The following is a 16451-nucleotide window of genomic DNA, read 5'->3' on the forward strand; positions in this document are numbered from 1 at the left end:
TGGACACAGGGTGCAATCGATTGCACGTTGTCATTGGCGATCAACGAGGAGACCTGAGATGGTGGCATGGACAAGACGCGGATTCATCGCGGCATCCACGGCTGGTGCCGGCCTCCTGGCCGCGCCGCAGGTGCGGGCTCAGACCGATTTCATGGAGCCGGTGCGCATCCGCATGGGCTTCGCGCCCTATATCTCGGCGGGGCCCTATTACATCGCCCAGGCCAAGGGCTATTTCAAAAAGCTGAACATCGAGATCGAGCCGTCGAGCCACGTCGATGGCTCCCTGTCCATGCCGGCTCTGGCCGCGGGCGAACTCGACATCACGGGTGCAACCCTGAGTGCCGGACTGTTCAACCTGATGTCGAAGGGAACGGGCCTGCGCCTGTTCTTCGAGCGGGGCCGCGAGGCGCCGGGCTGGGGCTCCAACTCCATCATGGTATCGAATGCCATGTGGGAGAAGGGCTTCCGCTCGGTGGATGGCTACAAGCTCGCCAAGGGCGCTAAGATCGGCATTTCCTCGCGCGGCAGCGTCGCCCACTACCTGCACGGCGTCGGCCTCGAGCGGGCCGGACTGAAGTTCGACGATGCCGACTGGAACTGGGGCATGTCACCCCAGGTCAGCCTGCCGCTGATGCAGCAGAACCGCATCGACATTCTCAACATGCCGTTGCCCGGCGCCTATGCCGCGCAGAGCCGCGGGATCGGCAAGATCGCCACCTGGAGCGACGAGATCGCCCCCAACTTCGTGCTGGCCTGCTCCGTCGCCAGCGAGAAGTTCCTGCGCGAGAAGCATTCGGCCGCCGTGCGCTTCTCCATGGCGATCATGCAGGGCAATGTCGAGTTCATGGATGCCGCGCGCAACGGCACACCGGAGATCCTCAAGATCATGGCCGAAGGCACCGGCCTGACGCCCGAGGTGATCGATTCCACCCGCCAGCGCTGGACCTTCATGTCGCCCGACGGCCTGCCGAACATGCCCTCGATCCTCGGGCAGCAGCGCTACTGGCACGAGAAGACCGACCTTTTGGCCCGCATGGTGCCGGAGAACCAGATCTTCGACGATCGCGCCGTGCGCGAGGCACGCAAGCGGATGGACGACAAGAACCCCTTCATCTGACGGGAGGGCGCCGGAAGCGCCGCCCCCGAGGCGACCCGTTCGCGCCAAGGAGGCGCATCTCAGCCCATGTCCTTTGAAGCCATATCGATCGAGGGCCTGTCGCACCGCTTCCTGTCGCGGTCGCGGCCCCCGACCACGGCCCTCACCGACGTGACCTGCCGGTTTCCCGCCGGCAAGGTCACCGCGATCGTCGGGCCGTCCGGCTGTGGGAAATCGACCCTGCTGCTCATCATGCGCGGGCTGGTCAAGGCGAGCCAGGGCGAGGTGAAGTTCCTCTATGGCGACGGCAAGGGCGGCCTTGCGCCCGGTGCTCCGCCGCGCATGGCGACCGTCTGGCAGTCGTTCAATCTGCTGCCCTGGCGGACTGTCGCCGACAATGTCGCCTTCGGTCTGGAGCTTGCCGGCATGGGCGCCGAGGAGCGCCGGGCCAAGGCGATGGACGCCATCAAGGCGGTCGAGCTTGCGGGCTTCGAGAACCATTATCCGGGCCAGCTCTCCGGCGGCATGCGCCAGCGCGTTGGCCTTGCCCGCGGCCTGGTGATGGCGCCCGACATCCTGTTCCTCGACGAGCCTTTCGGGGCGCTTGATGCCCAGACGCGTCTCTATCTGCAGGAACAGCTGTCGACGCTGGTCGAGGCGAGCGCCAAGACCGTCATCCTGATCACCCATTCCATCGAGGAAGCGATCTTCCTCGGCGACCATGTGGTGGTGATGACCGCGCGTCCCGGCCGCGTCGCGGCAACCCTTGACGTGGACCTGGCCCGCCCGCGCGGCATCGACGTGCAGAACGACAAGCGCTTCGGCGAGCTGTTCTCCGAGATCTACGGCCTGCTGCGCGACGAAGTGCGCAAGTCCATGCTGAACTGAGGCGCACCATGACCGACGTCAAGGCAACCACGGATCTCAGCAGCCTGGCCCAGCCGGTCGCCGACGAACGGCTGCGCGACGACACCTGGTGGTATGGCCCTGTCGCGATGGTGCTGTTCCTGCTGTTCTGGGAGGTCTCCGTCCAGTTCGGCAATATCCCGGAAATCTTCCTGCCGCGCCCGTCCCTCGTGGTGGTGACGCTCTACGACCTCTTTGCCCGCAAGGGCCTCGCCTATGATCTCGTCCTGACGCTCTACCGCATCTTCGGCGGCTTCCTGCTGGCCGCCGTCGCCGGGATTGCGCTGGGACTGCTGATGGGCATGTCGAAGCGCATCTACGCTGTCGCCGATATCTTCGTTGCCGCGATCTATCCGGTGCCGAAGATCGCGCTGGTGCCGCTGCTGGTCATCTGGCTCGGCACCGGCAATGCCTTCCAGATCGCGCTCTCCGCGCTCGGCTGCATCTTCCCCATCCTGGTCAATACGATCATCGGCGTTCGCCAATGCGACGAGGGGCTGATCCTGGCCGCCCGCGATCTCGGCGCATCGCCGGTGCAGATCCAGCGCAAGGTGGTGCTGCCGGCCGCCATTCCCGCCATCTTCGGCGGCTTGAGACTTGCGCTCGGCATCTCGATCATCCTGGTCGTTGCCGCCGAGATGCAGACCGCCCGCTACGGCCTTGGCGCCAAGTTGCAGGCGGCCGGCCAGGTTCTGGAGACAGGGCAAGTCTTCGCCATCCTGCTGCTCCTGTCGATCCTCGGCATCATGCTGAGCAAGGGTCAGGACCGGCTCGGCAACCTGGTCAATCGCTGGCGCGCCAACTGACGTGAATGCAATGAGGGCCGGTCAGCCAGCCCGGGAGAGAATGCCATGACACGGACGCTGATCGAATGCGGCTGGCTGGTCTCGATGGACGAGACAGTCGGCGATCACCGGGATGCCCGCATCCTGATCGAGGGCAACCGCATCGTCGCGGCGGGCAAGGGCATCGAGGCCGACGCCGACACGGTGATCGATGCCCGCGACAAGATCGTCATGCCCGGCCTGATCGATGCCCATATCCACACCTGGCAGGCGGGGCTGCGCGCCATCGGCTCGGAATGGCTCGGGCCGGACTACCACAAGAACATCCACGCCAATCTCGCGACCCATTACGGCCCCGGGGACAATTATGTCGGCAACCTGATCGGCGCGCTTGGCCAGATCGATGGCGGCGTCACCACCATTCTCGACTGGTGCCACAACCTGACCTCGCTCGAACATGCCGAGCGCTCGGTCGATGGTCTCGAGGAATCGGGTATTCGCGCCGTCTTCGCCCATGGCACGGCCAAACCGCCGACCAAGCCGGGCGAACTGCCCTACACCCACGTGCCCCATCCGCGCGACCGGATCGAGGCGCTGCGCAAGGGGCGCTTTGCCTCCGACGACCGGCTGGTGACGCTCGCCATGGCGATCCTCGGGCCCCACTGGGGCACCTATGAGGTCGCCGAGCAAGATCTGCGCATGGCGCGCGAGTTCGGCCTGCTCTCCACCTCCCACGCCACCCGCAAGATTGCCGACCAGGTGGCGCCCGGCGGCTATGGCAAGCTGGTGAAGGCGGGCCTGATCGGCCCCGACCACAATCTCGTCCATGGCAATTACATCGAGGACGAGGAGCTCAAACCTCTGATCGAGGCCGGCGCCTCGGTCACCGCCACCGTGCTGGTCGAACTGCACGGCCACGTGGCCGAGCCGGTGACGCTGCGCGTGCGCAAGTTCGGCGGCATGCCGTCGATCGGCATCGACGTCGAGCCGATCGTCACCGGCGAGATGTTCCGCGAGATGCAAGCAGCCCTCCTCCATGCCCGCTGGGCCTCGCTCCGCGACAACCAGGCGGCCGGCAATCCGCCGTTCAAGACCATCCCGATCAGATCGCGTGAGGCGCTGACCTGGGCGACCATCGGCAATGCCCGCGCCATCGGGCTGGAGGATCAGATCGGTTCGATCACGCCGGGCAAGAAGGCGGATATCGTCATGCTCCGGGCGAACGACCTCAACCTGTTCCCCGTCCACGATCCGCTTCTGTCGATCACCGACCAGGCCAATGCCGGCAATGTCGACACCGTCATCATCGATGGCGTGATCAAGAAGCAGGGCGGCAAGCGCCTGTTCCGCGACGATGTGCTGGAACGCCGCAAGCTGGAGCTTGTCGCCTCGATCGAGCGCATCATGCGCGCCGGTTCGTTCTCCGTGACGGCGGCCTGAGACCATGACGAAGACGCTCATCACCTGCGGCTGGATCGTCTCGATGGATCCGGCCATCGGCGACCTCAAGGGCGGGCAGATCCTCGTTGAGGACGACCGGATCGCTGCCGTCGGCCGGGATCTCGTAGTCGACGCCGATGAGGTCATCGACGCGCCGTCGATGATCGCCATGCCGGGCCTCGTCAACGCCCATATGCACACCTGGCAGACGGGGCTCCGGGCCATCGGCTGCGAATGGGCCCATGGCGAATATTTCAAATATCTCCATGGCGGCATGGCGACCCAGTATGGCCCCGAGGACAATTATCTCGGCAACCTGATCGGCGCGCTGAACCAGATCGATGGCGGCTGCACCACGCTCAACGACTATTGCCACAACATCACCTCGACCGAGCAGGCCGAGCGCTCGATCGACGCCCTGAAGGATTCCGGCATCCGGGCGGTCTTCACCATGGGCGCCGGCAAGCTGCCGCCGGCGCGCGAGGCTATCGAACCCTTCGAGAAGCGGATCAATCCGCGCACCCGCGTCGATCACATCCGCCGCAGGCTGGCCTCAAACGACGCGCTGATCACCATGGCGCTGGGCGTCGCCGGACCCCACTGGGCCGAGATGGAGCCGACGCGGGTCAATCTCAGGCTCGCCCGCGAGATGGGGCTCCGCTCCTCCTCGCACGCCACCAAACGACCTGAACTCGCGGTCGATCCGCGCGGCTATTATCCGCTGCTGGACGAAGGCCTGGTCGGCGAGGATCACAGCGTCGTCCATGGCAATTACCTCTCCGACGACGAGCTGAAGCGGCTGGTCGATGCCGGCGTCACCATCTGTGCCACCGTCCAGACCGAACTGCGCGGCTATGCCGGCGATCCCCTCGTCGGGCGCGTGCGAGCCCTCGGCGGGTTGCCGGCACTCGGCATCGATGTCGAGCCCCGCGTCTCCGGCGAGATGTTCCGCGAGATGCAGATCGCGCTGCTCTATGCACTTTCCGTCTGCCAGCGCGAGAATGTCCGCGACGGCAAGCCGCCCTTCTCGGCTGTGCCGATCCGCTCGCGGGAAGCGCTCGCCTGGGCGACCATGGGCGGGGCGAAGGCGCTGGGGCTCGACCACATGATCGGCACGCTGACGCCCGGCAAGAAGGCCGATATCGTCCTGCTCGACGGCGACGACCTCAATCTCTTCCCGGTCCACGACCCCATCCTGTCGATTGTCGAACAGGCCAATCAGGGCAATGTCCACACGGTGATGATCGACGGCGTGATCGCCAAGCGTGATCGCAAGCTGGTGTTCCCCGAGACGGTCCGCCGGCAGCGGATGGCCGAGCTCGCGACCTCGGTCGATCGCATCATGGCGGAAGCCGCCTACGTGCCCTTCGGCCGGTGAGGAGCGGAATGGCGAGCCCGAAGCGCACGCTCATCCGCTGCGGCCATCTCGTCACAATGGACGGGGCCATTGGCACGCGCCGCAACTGGGAATTGCTCTATGTCGGTGACCGGATCGAGGCGATTGCCGAGAGGGTCGACCAGCCTTGGGATGACGTGATCGACGCCTCCGGCATGATCGTCATGCCGGGCCTCGTCAACATGCACCTCCACACGTTTCAGGCGGGCTTTCGCGCCATCGGCTCGGAATGGCTGGCGCCGGACTATTTCCGCAATTTCTACGGCAATGCCGCCACCCGCTTCGGGCCGGAGGACAATTACCTCGGCACGCTGTTCGGCGCGCTCAACCAGCTGAACAACGGCGTGACCACGCTTGCCGACTATTGCCACAATGTCCGCACGCTCGAGCAGGCCGAGCGGTCGGTCGATGCTCTGGTCGATGCCGGCATTCGCGCGGTCTTCATCCATGGCGACGGATTGCGTGAGCCCGCGCTTCCCGGCGCCCTGCCGGCCCGCCGGCTGCATCCGCGCGAGCGGGTGGAGGCGCTGCAACGGAGCCGCTTTGCGACACCGGGCCGCGTGACCCTCGCGTTGGGCATTGCCGGCCCGCACTGGGCCGACTGGGAGGCGAGCCTCGCCAATGTCAGGCTTGCGCGCGACCTCGGCCTCATCGCGTCGTCCCACGTCACGCGCCCGCATGCGGCGGCCATCGTGCCCGATGGCTATGACCGCCTCGCCGCGATGGGTCTGCTCGGACCGGACCACAATCTCGTCCACTGCAACCATCTGACCGCCGATGAACTCGGCCGCCTGCTCGATGCCGGCTGCACGGTGACGGCCACCACGACCAACGAATTCCACGATTACCCCAGCGACTCGGCGCTCAGGAAGGTGATGGATCGCGGCCACAGGCCCTCGCTCGGTGTCGACGTCGAGGCGATGGTCTCCGGCGATCTCTGGCGGGAGATGCAGACGGCCCTGCTGTTCGCCCGCAACGAGGGTCTGCGCCACGGCCGCCCGGATGCGATGATCCCTGTCAAGACCGCGCTCGGCTGGGTGACCGCGGCTGGCGCGCAGGCGCTGATGATGGAGGGGGCCATCGGCGTCCTGAAGCCCGGCGCCAAGGCCGACATCGTCCTGCTGCGGGCAGGTGACCTCAACCTGTTCCCGGTCCACGACCCTGTCTTCTCGATCGTCGAGCAGGCCCATGCCGGCAATGTCGACACCGTCATCGTCGATGGCGTAACGCGCAAGCGCGACGGCCGCCTGTTGGTGGAGGCCGGCTGGCTGTCGCGCCTTGGAGAGCGCCTGCGGCAATCGGTGGCGAGGCTCGCCCATGAGTCAGGGCTGGCGCTGCCGGGGCCGGCTCAGCCCTAAGGCGCTTAGACTGGCGCCACGCCGGACACGTCATAGGCCCACACCCGGAAGCTCTTCAGGATGTGCGGGCCGAACGAATTGATCAGCGGCACATCGGCGGCATCGCGTCCGCGGGCGACGACGATCCGCCCGATCCGCGGCACGTTGTTGCGCGGGTCGAACGTGTGCCAGCGGCCGCCGATATACACCTCCATCCAGGCGCTGAAATCCATCGGGTCGACAATCGGCACACCGATGTCGCCGAGATAGCCGTTCACATAGCGCGCCGGAATGTTCATGCAGCGGCAGAGCGCGATCGCCAGATGCGCATAGTCGCGGCACACCCCGATCCGCTCCTCATAGGCTTCCATCGCCGTGCGCGTGGAGCGGGCATCCATATAGCCGAACCGGATATGGCCGTGGACGAAGTCGCAGATCGCCTGGACGCGCGACCAGCCCGGGCTGACCCCGCCGAACCGGTCCCACGCGACCTGGCTCAGCTTGTCGGTCTCGCAATAGCGGCTGCCGATCAGGTAGATCAGGCAGTCATCCGGCAGGTCGGCAATGGCGATCTCGGCGGCATCGGGCCAGATGCGGTCGTGCAGGCCATCGTCGCGCACGGTGCCGTCGCCCCACAGCGAGAGATCGCCGGCAGGCGCGACGAAGCGGCGGCAGACATTGCCGAACAGGTCGACATAGGTCGTGCTCGCAATGGCCGGTGTCGTGACCAGCTCCTCGGCCTTGACGATATCATCCGCGCGCTCGCCATGGGCCGTCAGCAGCGCCACCATGGGCGTCGGCTGGGTGCAGGTGACCGTAATGTCGTAGCCATAGCGGATCAGCATGATGGACGATGTCCTTGTGTCGGGGGCAAGAGTGAAGCTTGGGCGGGCGTCTGTTCGATCGCCGCCGTGTCGGGATGCACGTCTGGTGCGTCCTCGTGTGGAAGCAGCGTCGGGATAGAGATCTGCGTTCGCGGCAGTCAGCAGGTCGGCGGGCTGGCCTCGTCCTGCAGTGCGGCTCGCACCATGTCGGCCGGCCTCAGGCGATCGAGGTCGGAGACCACGATGGCCTATCCCATTCTTCCAGCGGCAGAATGGTCCATGAAAAAGGATAGAGGCTTCGATGGAAAAAGGACAGGAAATAAAACATCAAAACAGGCCGATACCAAATAATACCATGATGTCATCGTGAAATCAGGATGGCCCTCAGCGTGAGAATACGTTTCCCGGTTCTCTGCCCATCCAGCGGACATCGCCTGGATACAAAGGGGGGATCGTGAGCGGGAAGGTCATTGGGCCATGTTTCGTTTGCGGGCCGCTGTTGGGGCAGGGCTGGCGAAACGCGCGGGACGCTCTGCGAGGCCAATCGTTCAAGCGGCCGTTCGGGCTCGCGGAGGAGCGGGTCGATCGTAATTGGCCCTGAAGAGACAAGTTTTTCCGCGGCTTTTTACCGAATTCAGGGTGTAAATTTGCAATCTTGCGCAATCGATTTCGGCGTCAAATAAATTGGATGAACAATCGGCCTTGCAAAATATCTGGCTGGTGACCATATCAGGCTGGTCGATGGACGGCCTTATGGAATGACCTCTTCAGGATTTATCCCAAGGAGGCCGACGATATTCTGCCGGAAAAGCAATTTCGACAGTCTGCGTGCTCGCAGGCCGCACAATCCTATTCTGCAAAGGTGAGTCCCATGCCTACGGGAACCGTGAAGTGGTTTAACGTTCAAAAGGGCTTCGGCTTCATTGCGCCCGATGGCGGCGGCAACGATGCCTTCGTCCACATCAGCGCGGTCGAGCGTGCCGGCATGGGCGATCTCCAGGAAGGCCAGAAGGTCAACTTCGAGCTCGTGGCTGATCGCAAGACCGGCAAGATGTCGGCCGAGAACCTCAGCTCCGCCAGCTAACCAATTGGCGCGCGGACCGGCTTTCAGCCGGATCGCGATGCCCTTGTGAGAGATCGCACATTGGATGCCGACCGCGGATGTACCGGCGGCGGATATGCGCGATGTCTCCAGTCTTTCGCCTCGGCCGCGTCTGCCTCCATGGCAGTGCGTTCCGGGGCGTTTGCACGTTTGGCCGGGCCTTATCGTGCGGCGGCGTCAGGCACCCAATCCGTCATGTGCAGCACGTGGCCGCCGAGCCTGGCGAAGGCGCGCTGCCGGCACGAGAAGACGATGATCTGCTGCTCGCGCGCCTGCCGGTGCAGCGCATCGAACATGCGCTCGATGCGGTCATCGTCCGAATAGACCAGCGCATCGTCGAGAATGACAGGCGCCGCGCGACCGTCGCGGGCGAGAAGCCGCGCGAAGGCCAGCCGCGTCAGGATCGACAGCTGCTCGCGCATGCCGCCGCTCAGCCGATCGATGTCCTCGTCCTGGCCATTCCTGCGGATCGACTGGGGCAGCAGCGTCTTCTCGTCGAAGACGATGGACACGTCGTCGAACAGCATGCCGAGCAGCGGCCGCAATTCGGTCAGCACGGGCTTGAGATAGAGATCGCGGGCCGCCGAGCGTGCCTGTTGCAGCACCGCCTTGAGGCGATCCAGAACCGCCACCTCCGTCTCGAAGGCCGCGACCCGCGCCTCGGCCGCCTCGCGCTGGTCCTTGGTTTCCCGCCAGCTCTCCTCCACCGCATCGTCGGAACGGGAGCGGATCTGCCCGTTCAATTCGGCCAGCTGCTCGCGGAGCGCTGCGGCTTCCCTGGCCGCGCCATCCTCGATCGACCGGACGCGCTGCAGCGACGCCTCGATCGCCTCAACCGACGGCGCATGCTCACGGAGCCCTGTGAGCTGCATGTCCAACTGGTCGACCTGAATCTGCTGGCTCGCGCGCTCGGCCGCAAGCGCCTGCTCCCGCGCCATCCGGGCCTCCGCCGGTCCCAGCAAGGCCTCGAGACCGGACAATTCGCCGTTCAGCCGGACATAGGCGGCCTCCGCCTGTCCCTCGGCATCCTGAGCCCGGCTCAATGAGGGACCAGCCTCCCGCTCGGCATTGCGCGCCGCATCGACCTGGAGGTCGGCCTTGGCGACCGCCTCGCGGGCCGCATCAGGATCGCCCTTCAGCTCGATATCGGCCGGGGCGATCGCCTCCAGCCGCGCGACGTCGGCGCGCAGCGCCGGCACACCCTCCGGCGCCAGAAGCCGCAGCTGGAGGCGCAGGCTCGCGACCGATCCCGCCTTGTCGCGGGCCTCGGCCTGGCGCTGTTGAGCCGCCGGCAGATCGTCCACCCCCAAAGTGGCGAGCAGCGATTGCCGGCCCGCAACGGCCTTGGTGAGCGCTGCATCCGCACCGGCCGGCCGGTTGGAGCGAAGTGTCAGGGTGCCGATGCCCGGCAGGGTCAGCACGAGGTTATCCGGCACGCTGCGATCGACGCCATCAGCCAGCGGCACGCCATCGGCCAGCACGGCGGATGCGCCCGGTTGATAGTCGAGGCGGACGGAGGGAAGCCCGGCCTCCGCCGACGCCCGCAGCCGTGCGATCTCCATGTCCAGCTTCTGCAGCCGGTCGATCGCATCCTCGGGCATGGCGAGGCGGGCAAGCTCGGCTTCGCCCGCTTCCAGGCTCTGGCGGACCGTCTCGGCCTCGGTGAGACGCTCGCGGCGGACCAGCAGATCCTCCATGGCCTGCCGCGCCTTCATCGCCGCGTCGAGGCGGGCCAGCAGATCGCGCGCCGCCCGCTGTTCGGCCTCGGCCGCCTTGGCCAGGGCCGATGCCGTGTCGATGGCCGCCTGGCATTCGGCGCGCCGGGCGCGCAAGGCACCGCGCTGCTCGGCGGCCTGGCCAAGCTCATGCGACAGGGTAGCGGCCCGCGTCAGCGCATCGCGAAAGGCGGTCAGCTCCCGATCCGCCTTGGCGAGGCGGTCGCGGGCGAGCGCTGTTTCCGCCTCGCGCGCCTTCAGCGCGTCGCTATGGGCGCGGGCCTTCTGGAGGGCGGCCTCGGCTGTTACAACAGCCGCGCGCCGCGAGGCCTTCTCCTCGGGGGCGTCCAGCTCGGTGAGGCGCCTTGTCGCCATCAGGCGGCGGTCGAGCGCGTCGCGGAGATCGGCGACGTCCTTCTCAAGCCGCTTCTCCTGCGCCAGCAGACGGGCCAGGTCCTCAGCGGCCGCGGCATAGGGGCCACCGGCCTTCGGCTTCAATGTCGGCGTGGCGAACCGGCCGAGCTCCTCGGATGCCGCCTCCATGATCGCCGCCATGCGCCGGCCGCCGGTGACCGCCTCGACCTCGCCCTGGACGGAGGTCAGCAGGCTCTCGCGGACGCGCCGATCGCCCTCCTCGTCGCTGCGGCTGCGCTCCTCCAGTCCGGTAATGCCTTGCCGCACCCACAGCATGCCGGCCGGACCCGCCGTCCCGCCATGGACCAGATCGGCGATGAACCGTTCGGCCTCGTCCTGTTGGGCCACCAGCCGCCCGCTGGCGATCTCGGTGACGGTTGCGCGCTTGCCGCCGATGAACTGCTTGGTCAGGCGGAACTGTCCCCCCGCCGTCACGATGTCGGCCTCCACCAGCGGATTGCCGCCGCTATAGGGCTGCAGCCTGCGGACCTCCTTGGGCACGCCCGAATGCGGCTGGAAGAACAGCGCATGCAGCGCTTCGAAACTGGTCGACTTGCCGAATTCATTGGCGGCGCACAGCACGTTGACGCCGTCGCCGATGCCCTCGATGGCAACGCCGCGTCCGGCGAACCGCTTGACGTTGTGAAGCCGCAGCGCCGAGATCTTCATGACGCGGCCTTCTGGGCATAGGAGAACAGGCGGACCAGCGCCGCGCGCGCAATCTCGCGCTCCGCTGCCGTCTTGGCCCCGTCCAGGCTCTCCACTTGCAGGATCTCGGCGGCCTGGCGCAGCGCGCCCGCACGATCGATCAGATCGAGGTCGCCGGCCTCGCATTCGGTCTCGAGGCCATCGGTCAGAAGCTCGAGCAGGGCGAATTCCGGCGCGGCCTGCTCGACGGCCGCCGCCAGCGCGGTGCGCGTGGCGATGCTGGCGCGGCCCGAGGCGGCAATCCGCAACAGGCTCTGCCGGCGCTGCGGGCCGGCGGGCAGAAGGGTTGGCAGCATCGCCGCGCCGTCGTCCTGCGCCAGCAATGGCAGCGGCAGCGTCCGCCAGTCAAAAAGGCCGGTTTCAAGCGGCGTCACTTCCGGCTGTGCGCCTTTCGCCTCGATCACGACCATCAGCGCGCGTCCGGGCGCGTCATGCTTGAACCGGTCCGGCTCGGGCGTGCCGCTGTAGCGGGTGCGGGCATCGACGGCGACGGCACCGTGCCAGTCGCCAAGCGCCAGATAGTCGAGCCCGGCGCGGACAGCCCGGTCCGGCGCGATGACGTCGGAGATCGCGGCCTCCTCCGAGAAGGTCTGGATCGGTCCATGGGCGAGGCCGATGCGCATGGCCTCGCCGGTTGCGGCACCCTCCATCCATTCGGTCAGGTCGCGGCCTGGCCGGCGTGTGGTGCAGGGCGCGGGGAGGATCGTCACCCCGGGCTGGAGCTCGATCGGCTGGGCCTCGGTCGCCAGCAGGACATTGCCGGGGCGATCGGCGGCGAGCGCGCGCCACAATTCGCTGGATTGCAGGGAATCGTGATTGCCCGGCAGAATGATCCAGGTGAGCGGGTGATGGTGGTGCATCGCCGCCAGCGCCTGCCGGCGGATGTCCGGCGCCGGCGTTTCGGTATCGAACGTGTCGCCGGCCAGCAGCACCGCCTGGGCGCCGTTGTCGCGGGCCACGGCGGCAAGCCGGCCGATCACGCTGTGACGGGCTTCTCTCAGCCGCCCGCGCAGATCCTCGGCCATGTTGCCGAAGCGCTTGCCGAGATGCAGATCGCTGCTGTGGATGAAGCGCACCATCGCTATCCTGACCGTCCCTGTCCCGGATGCGCGCAAGATCGGGCCGCGGCACCCGCCCCTCGGTACCACGCGAATCGGCCTTCAGCGACAGCCGTCAGGTGCGCAGGCCAGACCCGAAGGCGCGCGGCCTGAGGCCCGCGTGGAGCCAGGTGATCAGCGTGTAGATGTCATAGACCGGCAGGCCGAGGGCCGCCTGGAGCGCTGCCGCATAGGGCGGCATGTTGGTGCATTCCAGCACGATGGCGCCGAGATCGGGATGGGCCGCGACAAGCGCCCGGCCGGCCTCGATCACGTCTTGCTCGGCGAGCGCGACATCCAGGTCCTCGCTCTCTGCCTTCACCAGCACCCTGAACAATTCGCGGCCGTTCTCGACTCCAACCACCGGGGCGTCCAGCGGCACACCGGCGGTCAGCAGATGCGCAGGCGTCAGGGACGAACGCGACACCGTGACGATGCCGACACGCTTGCCCGGCGGCAATGTTGCCTGCACCCACGGCACCTGCATCAGCGATGAGGTTACGACCGGCACACCGACCGCCGCCGCGATCTCGGCCTGGAAGATCGACAGGAAGCCGCAGCTGGTGGTGATGGCCTCGGCGCCCTGCCGCACCAGGTCGCGGGCCGCGTCGATGAAAGCCGGCAGAAGTCCGGCGGCGCCTTCCAGCACCACCTTCTCAGCGGTCGCGCCGGTGACGACCTTGTAGAGCACCGGAAACGGCCAGGTCCCCGCATGGCCGATATCGCCGGCAATGCGGGGAAAGCGCGTCTCCAGCATCAGGATGCCGAGGGGCGCGCCGTAGAGCGCCCAGCCGCCTTTGGCGATGCGGGGGGAGGAGGGTGCGATGGGCGTCGTCATGGCAGTCTCCTCAAAGCCCCGCGCCGCCGGTCAGCGCGCCGCGATGGCGATGACCTCGATCAGGTAATCCGGATGGGCCAGTTCGACGCGGCCGCAGGCCCGGGTCGGCGCCTGGCCCGGAACGACCCAGGCATCATAGACGGCATTCATGGCTGCGAAGTCGTCCATGGATTTCAGCCAGATCTGCACGCTCAGGAGACGCGACCGCTCGGTGCCGGCCTGCGCCAGCATGTCGTCGACCTTGGCGAGGGCCTCGCGGGTCTGTTGGGTGATGTCGCCACTCTTGTCGTCGGCAACCTGGCCGGCGAGGAACACGAGGTCGCCGAAGACGGACGCGCGGCTGCGGCGGGCGTTCTGGTCGATGCGGATGATATTCGTCACGGTGTCCTGCCCTTGTTCGGTGGTGCCATCGGCCGGGTGCCACGACGCGGCGGCGCTTGTCCAGCGCCGTATGCCATTGCGCTAGCGAGGCTGGCGCTGCGAGCGAACTTGCGCAAGGCTGGCGGCCGATCTCCCCCGGCTCTCCGGGCGAGGGCAGGGCAATTGGAGACCTCCCCTATGACGTCGCATGCCGGGCATCACCTGACCTATCTCTCGCAGGCCGACGTCGTCGCCTGCGGCGTGACGGCCAGCGCGCTGGAGGAGGCCATCCGCCAGGTCTTCCTGCGCCGGGCCGAGGGCGGTGTCTGGTCCCATCCGAAGGTCGTCATCGGCGCCGGTGGCCGCAACTGCTTCCGGGGCAAGGGCGCTGCCATGGATCAGCCGGCCTATGGCGCCTTCAAATGGTTTGGCTATTTCCCGGGCAATGGCAGCGCCGGCCTGCCGGATTTCATGCCGATGATCATCCTCAACGAGGCGACCACCGGTCGACCCCTGGCAATCATGGATGGCATCTGGATCTCCGCCATCCGCACCGCGCTGATCTCGCTGATCGCCGCCCGAATCATGGCGCGTCCCGATGCCCGCACCATCGGCTTCCTCGCCTGCGGCGCGCAGGCGCACAGCCATCTCGACGCGTTCTCGGCTGCCTTGCCGCTGACGACGGTCGTCGCCTACAGCCGCCGCCTGGAGACGGCCGAGGCCTTCGCCGCCCATGCCCGCGCCAAGGGGCTGGACGCGCGCGCGGTCAGCGATCCCAGGGCCGCGATCGCCGGCAGCGACATCATCGTCAGCTCTATCCCCCATGGCTCGGCCACCGCCGGTCAGCTCGACGCCAACTGGGTCGAGCCGGGCACGTTCGTCGCTTCCGTCGATCTCGGCTTCGGCTGGCGCCGCGACAGCCTGTCGGCCTTCGACCGCACGGTGACCGACGACCACGAGCAGAGCACGGTCGGCCCCAAGGGCACGCTGAACTATGACGGGCCCTTTGCCGCCGAACTCTGCGATCTCGTCGCGGGCCGTCAGCCGGGGCGCGCCCATGCCGCCGAGCGCAACGCGCTGATCTTCTCCGGCACGGGGATTGCTGATCTCGCGTCGGCGATCCTTGTCTACGAGACCGCGCTGGCCAAAGGTATCGGCACGACGCTGCCGCTCTGAACACGCCCGAACGGGCATCGGCTCATGCTTGCTGGAATGAAGGGGACTGACAGATGACGCACTCTTCCGATCGCGATCGATCCATGGCGCCGCGCGGCCTGGCCACATTCAGCCGGCGGGGCTTCTCCGGGCTTCTCGGCGGCTCGGCCGTTCTGCTGGCGGCCCCCAATGTGGCCCGCGCGCAAGCCTATCCGGCCCGCCCCGTGCGCGCCATCGTCACTTTCGCGCCGGGCGGCACCGTGGACGTCTATGCGCGGCTGGCCTGCCAGCACCTGTCGCAGAAGCTCGGACAGCAATTCGTCGTCGAGAATGTCGCCGGCGCCACCGGCAATCGCGGCACAGTCCAGGCGGCTCGTTCCACGGCCGATGGCTATACGCTGTTGTTCGCTCTCAGCACCCATGCGGTGAATGCCTCGGTCTTCAACAATCTGCCCTACGATCCGGTCGCCGATTTCGTGCCGATCAACCTCTCGGTCTCCTCGACCCATGTGATCTCGGTCCATCCCTCGCTTGCCGCCAAGAGCGCCAAGGAATTCGTCGCCGACCTCAAGGCACGGCCTAACCAGAACTACGCCCATGGCGGGATCGGCACCCAGGGCCATCTGCTGGCGGAACGGCTGAAGGTGACCCAGAATCTCGACATGGTGGCCGTGACCTTCCCCGGGGCCGGACCGGCGGTTCAGTCGGTCGTCGCCAACCAGATCCCCAGCGCCTGGACCACCATGGCCTCCGCCGGACCGATGATCGCCGGCGGCCGCCTGAGAGCGCTGGCAGTGACCGGCAAGACCCGCTCCGCGCTTCTTCCTGACGTGCCGACCATGGTCGAGCAGGGCTTCCCCGAGATCGAGGGCGATACCTGGGTCGGCATCATGGCCCCCAAGGGCACGCCCGGCGAGGTGGTCTCCACCGTCAATCGCGAGATTTCGGAGTTCCTCCAGCAACCCGCGGCGCGCCAGCGGCTGGCCGATGTCGGCTTCGACGTGGTCAACAAGGGCCCCGCCGAATTCGCGCAGGTGCTGAAGGAGGAAATGGTCTTCTGGAAGAAGGTGGTCGAGGAGACCAAGGTCAGGATCGAATGACCCCGCGCGCGGGCCGCGCAAGCGCCTGACCAGACAGCCTCCCGGCCATTTGCGCATCCCTGTCCGCCAATCGCGGGCAGGGCCCAACGAGACGTTGCCGCGCCCCGCCGCGGCATCCTATGAAAGGTGCAGGGGAGGACCAGCTCAAGGCTCGGCCTTCAATCACCAGAGGTCTCGT

14 protein-coding genes are annotated in these 16451 nt (G+C 67.0%); 9 read left to right on the top strand and 5 right to left on the bottom strand.

Annotated features, from left to right (window positions below; genetic code table 11):
- Positions 1 to 58 precede the first annotated feature (58 nt).
- The 6 genes from E8L99_RS07770 (at position 59) to E8L99_RS07795 (ending at position 6981) form a co-directional block, all read left to right on the top strand.
- Entirely contained in the window at positions 59 to 1117 is a 1059-nt protein-coding gene (locus E8L99_RS07770; protein ID WP_137099004.1) for an ABC transporter substrate-binding protein, read from the top strand.
- A 66-nt stretch (positions 1118 to 1183) separates the two neighbouring features.
- Positions 1184 to 1984, top strand: coding sequence for an ABC transporter ATP-binding protein (locus E8L99_RS07775; protein WP_215907058.1), 801 nt, complete (start codon positions 1184 to 1186; stop codon positions 1982 to 1984).
- Positions 1985 to 1992: 8 nt separating this feature from the next.
- Positions 1993 to 2808 carry an ABC transporter permease gene (locus E8L99_RS07780; protein WP_137099005.1) on the top strand — a complete coding sequence of 272 codons (816 nt, stop codon included), beginning with the start codon at positions 1993 to 1995 and terminating at the stop codon, positions 2806 to 2808.
- A gap of 45 nt (positions 2809 to 2853) precedes the next feature.
- The gene (locus E8L99_RS07785) at positions 2854 to 4227 is read left to right on the top strand and encodes an amidohydrolase family protein (protein WP_137099006.1); all 1374 of its coding nucleotides are present in this window, start codon (positions 2854 to 2856) and stop codon (positions 4225 to 4227) included.
- Positions 4228 to 4231: 4 nt separating this feature from the next.
- Positions 4232 to 5605 carry an amidohydrolase family protein gene (locus E8L99_RS07790; protein ID WP_137099007.1) on the top strand — a complete coding sequence of 458 codons (1374 nt, stop codon included), beginning with the start codon at positions 4232 to 4234 and terminating at the stop codon, positions 5603 to 5605.
- 8 nt (positions 5606 to 5613) lie between these two features.
- Positions 5614 to 6981, top strand: coding sequence for an amidohydrolase family protein (locus E8L99_RS07795; RefSeq protein WP_137099008.1), 1368 nt, complete (start codon positions 5614 to 5616; stop codon positions 6979 to 6981).
- A gap of 5 nt (positions 6982 to 6986) precedes the next feature.
- Here the strand turns inward: E8L99_RS07795 and E8L99_RS07800 are convergent, their stop codons facing one another.
- Positions 6987 to 7805 carry a transglutaminase-like domain-containing protein gene (locus E8L99_RS07800; RefSeq protein ID WP_137099009.1) on the bottom strand — a complete coding sequence of 273 codons (819 nt, stop codon included), beginning with the start codon at positions 7803 to 7805 and terminating at the stop codon, positions 6987 to 6989.
- An 850-nt stretch (positions 7806 to 8655) separates the two neighbouring features.
- Between E8L99_RS07800 and E8L99_RS07805 the strand changes: the two genes are divergently transcribed.
- Positions 8656 to 8868: a cold-shock protein gene (locus E8L99_RS07805; RefSeq protein ID WP_137099010.1), complete on the top strand. Its 213-nt coding sequence runs from the start codon at positions 8656 to 8658 to the stop codon at positions 8866 to 8868.
- 179 nt (positions 8869 to 9047) lie between these two features.
- On the opposite strand, the gene E8L99_RS07810 is transcribed toward E8L99_RS07805, so the two are convergent.
- The 4 genes from E8L99_RS07810 to E8L99_RS07825 all read right to left on the bottom strand — a co-directional run bounded on the left by E8L99_RS07810 (position 9048) and on the right by E8L99_RS07825 (position 14039).
- Positions 9048 to 11684, bottom strand: a complete 2637-nt coding sequence (locus E8L99_RS07810) for an AAA family ATPase (RefSeq protein WP_137099011.1) — start codon at positions 11682 to 11684, stop codon at positions 9048 to 9050.
- The gene (locus E8L99_RS07815; protein WP_137099012.1) at positions 11681 to 12802 is read right to left on the bottom strand and encodes a metallophosphoesterase family protein; all 1122 of its coding nucleotides are present in this window, start codon (positions 12800 to 12802) and stop codon (positions 11681 to 11683) included. Before E8L99_RS07815 ends, E8L99_RS07810 begins: the two co-directional genes overlap by 4 nt.
- A gap of 94 nt (positions 12803 to 12896) precedes the next feature.
- Positions 12897 to 13658: an aspartate/glutamate racemase family protein gene (locus tag E8L99_RS07820; protein WP_137099013.1), complete on the bottom strand. Its 762-nt coding sequence runs from the start codon at positions 13656 to 13658 to the stop codon at positions 12897 to 12899.
- Between the two features lie 30 nt (positions 13659 to 13688).
- Positions 13689 to 14039, bottom strand: a complete 351-nt coding sequence (locus E8L99_RS07825; protein WP_137099014.1) for a RidA family protein — start codon at positions 14037 to 14039, stop codon at positions 13689 to 13691.
- A 177-nt stretch (positions 14040 to 14216) separates the two neighbouring features.
- On the opposite strand from E8L99_RS07825, the gene E8L99_RS07830 reads away from it, so the two are divergent.
- Both E8L99_RS07830 and E8L99_RS07835 read left to right on the top strand, forming a co-directional pair.
- A complete protein-coding gene (locus E8L99_RS07830; protein WP_137099015.1) occupies positions 14217 to 15194 on the top strand; it encodes an ornithine cyclodeaminase family protein in 978 nt (325 codons plus the stop codon).
- Between the two features lie 53 nt (positions 15195 to 15247).
- Complete coding sequence (locus E8L99_RS07835; protein WP_252511293.1) at positions 15248 to 16273, top strand: Bug family tripartite tricarboxylate transporter substrate binding protein; 1026 nt, start codon at positions 15248 to 15250, stop codon at positions 16271 to 16273.
- Positions 16274 to 16451: the final 178 nt, after the last annotated feature.

Origin of the sequence: Phreatobacter aquaticus, from assembly GCF_005160265.1 — a bacterium.
Lineage (GTDB): Bacteria > Pseudomonadota > Alphaproteobacteria > Rhizobiales > Phreatobacteraceae > Phreatobacter > Phreatobacter aquaticus.

Bases quoted from the DNA above. Each gene is read 5' to 3' on its own strand.
- E8L99_RS07770 (WP_137099004.1), top strand. From the start codon at position 59: ATGGTGGCATGGACAAGACGCGGATTCATCGCGGCATCCACGGCTGGT.
- E8L99_RS07775 (WP_215907058.1), top strand. From the start codon at position 1,184: ATGTCCTTTGAAGCCATATCGATCGAGGGCCTGTCGCACCGCTTCCTG.
- E8L99_RS07780 (WP_137099005.1), top strand. From the start codon at position 1,993: ATGACCGACGTCAAGGCAACCACGGATCTCAGCAGCCTGGCCCAGCCG.
- E8L99_RS07785 (WP_137099006.1), top strand. From the start codon at position 2,854: ATGACACGGACGCTGATCGAATGCGGCTGGCTGGTCTCGATGGACGAG.
- E8L99_RS07790 (WP_137099007.1), top strand. From the start codon at position 4,232: ATGACGAAGACGCTCATCACCTGCGGCTGGATCGTCTCGATGGATCCG.
- E8L99_RS07795 (WP_137099008.1), top strand. From the start codon at position 5,614: ATGGCGAGCCCGAAGCGCACGCTCATCCGCTGCGGCCATCTCGTCACA.
- E8L99_RS07800 (WP_137099009.1), bottom strand. From the start codon at position 7,805: ATGCTGATCCGCTATGGCTACGACATTACGGTCACCTGCACCCAGCCG.
- E8L99_RS07805 (WP_137099010.1), top strand. From the start codon at position 8,656: ATGCCTACGGGAACCGTGAAGTGGTTTAACGTTCAAAAGGGCTTCGGC.
- E8L99_RS07810 (WP_137099011.1), bottom strand. From the start codon at position 11,684: ATGAAGATCTCGGCGCTGCGGCTTCACAACGTCAAGCGGTTCGCCGGA.
- E8L99_RS07815 (WP_137099012.1), bottom strand. From the start codon at position 12,802: ATGGTGCGCTTCATCCACAGCAGCGATCTGCATCTCGGCAAGCGCTTC.
- E8L99_RS07820 (WP_137099013.1), bottom strand. From the start codon at position 13,658: ATGACGACGCCCATCGCACCCTCCTCCCCCCGCATCGCCAAAGGCGGC.
- E8L99_RS07830 (WP_137099015.1), top strand. From the start codon at position 14,217: ATGACGTCGCATGCCGGGCATCACCTGACCTATCTCTCGCAGGCCGAC.
- E8L99_RS07835 (WP_252511293.1), top strand. From the start codon at position 15,248: ATGACGCACTCTTCCGATCGCGATCGATCCATGGCGCCGCGCGGCCTG.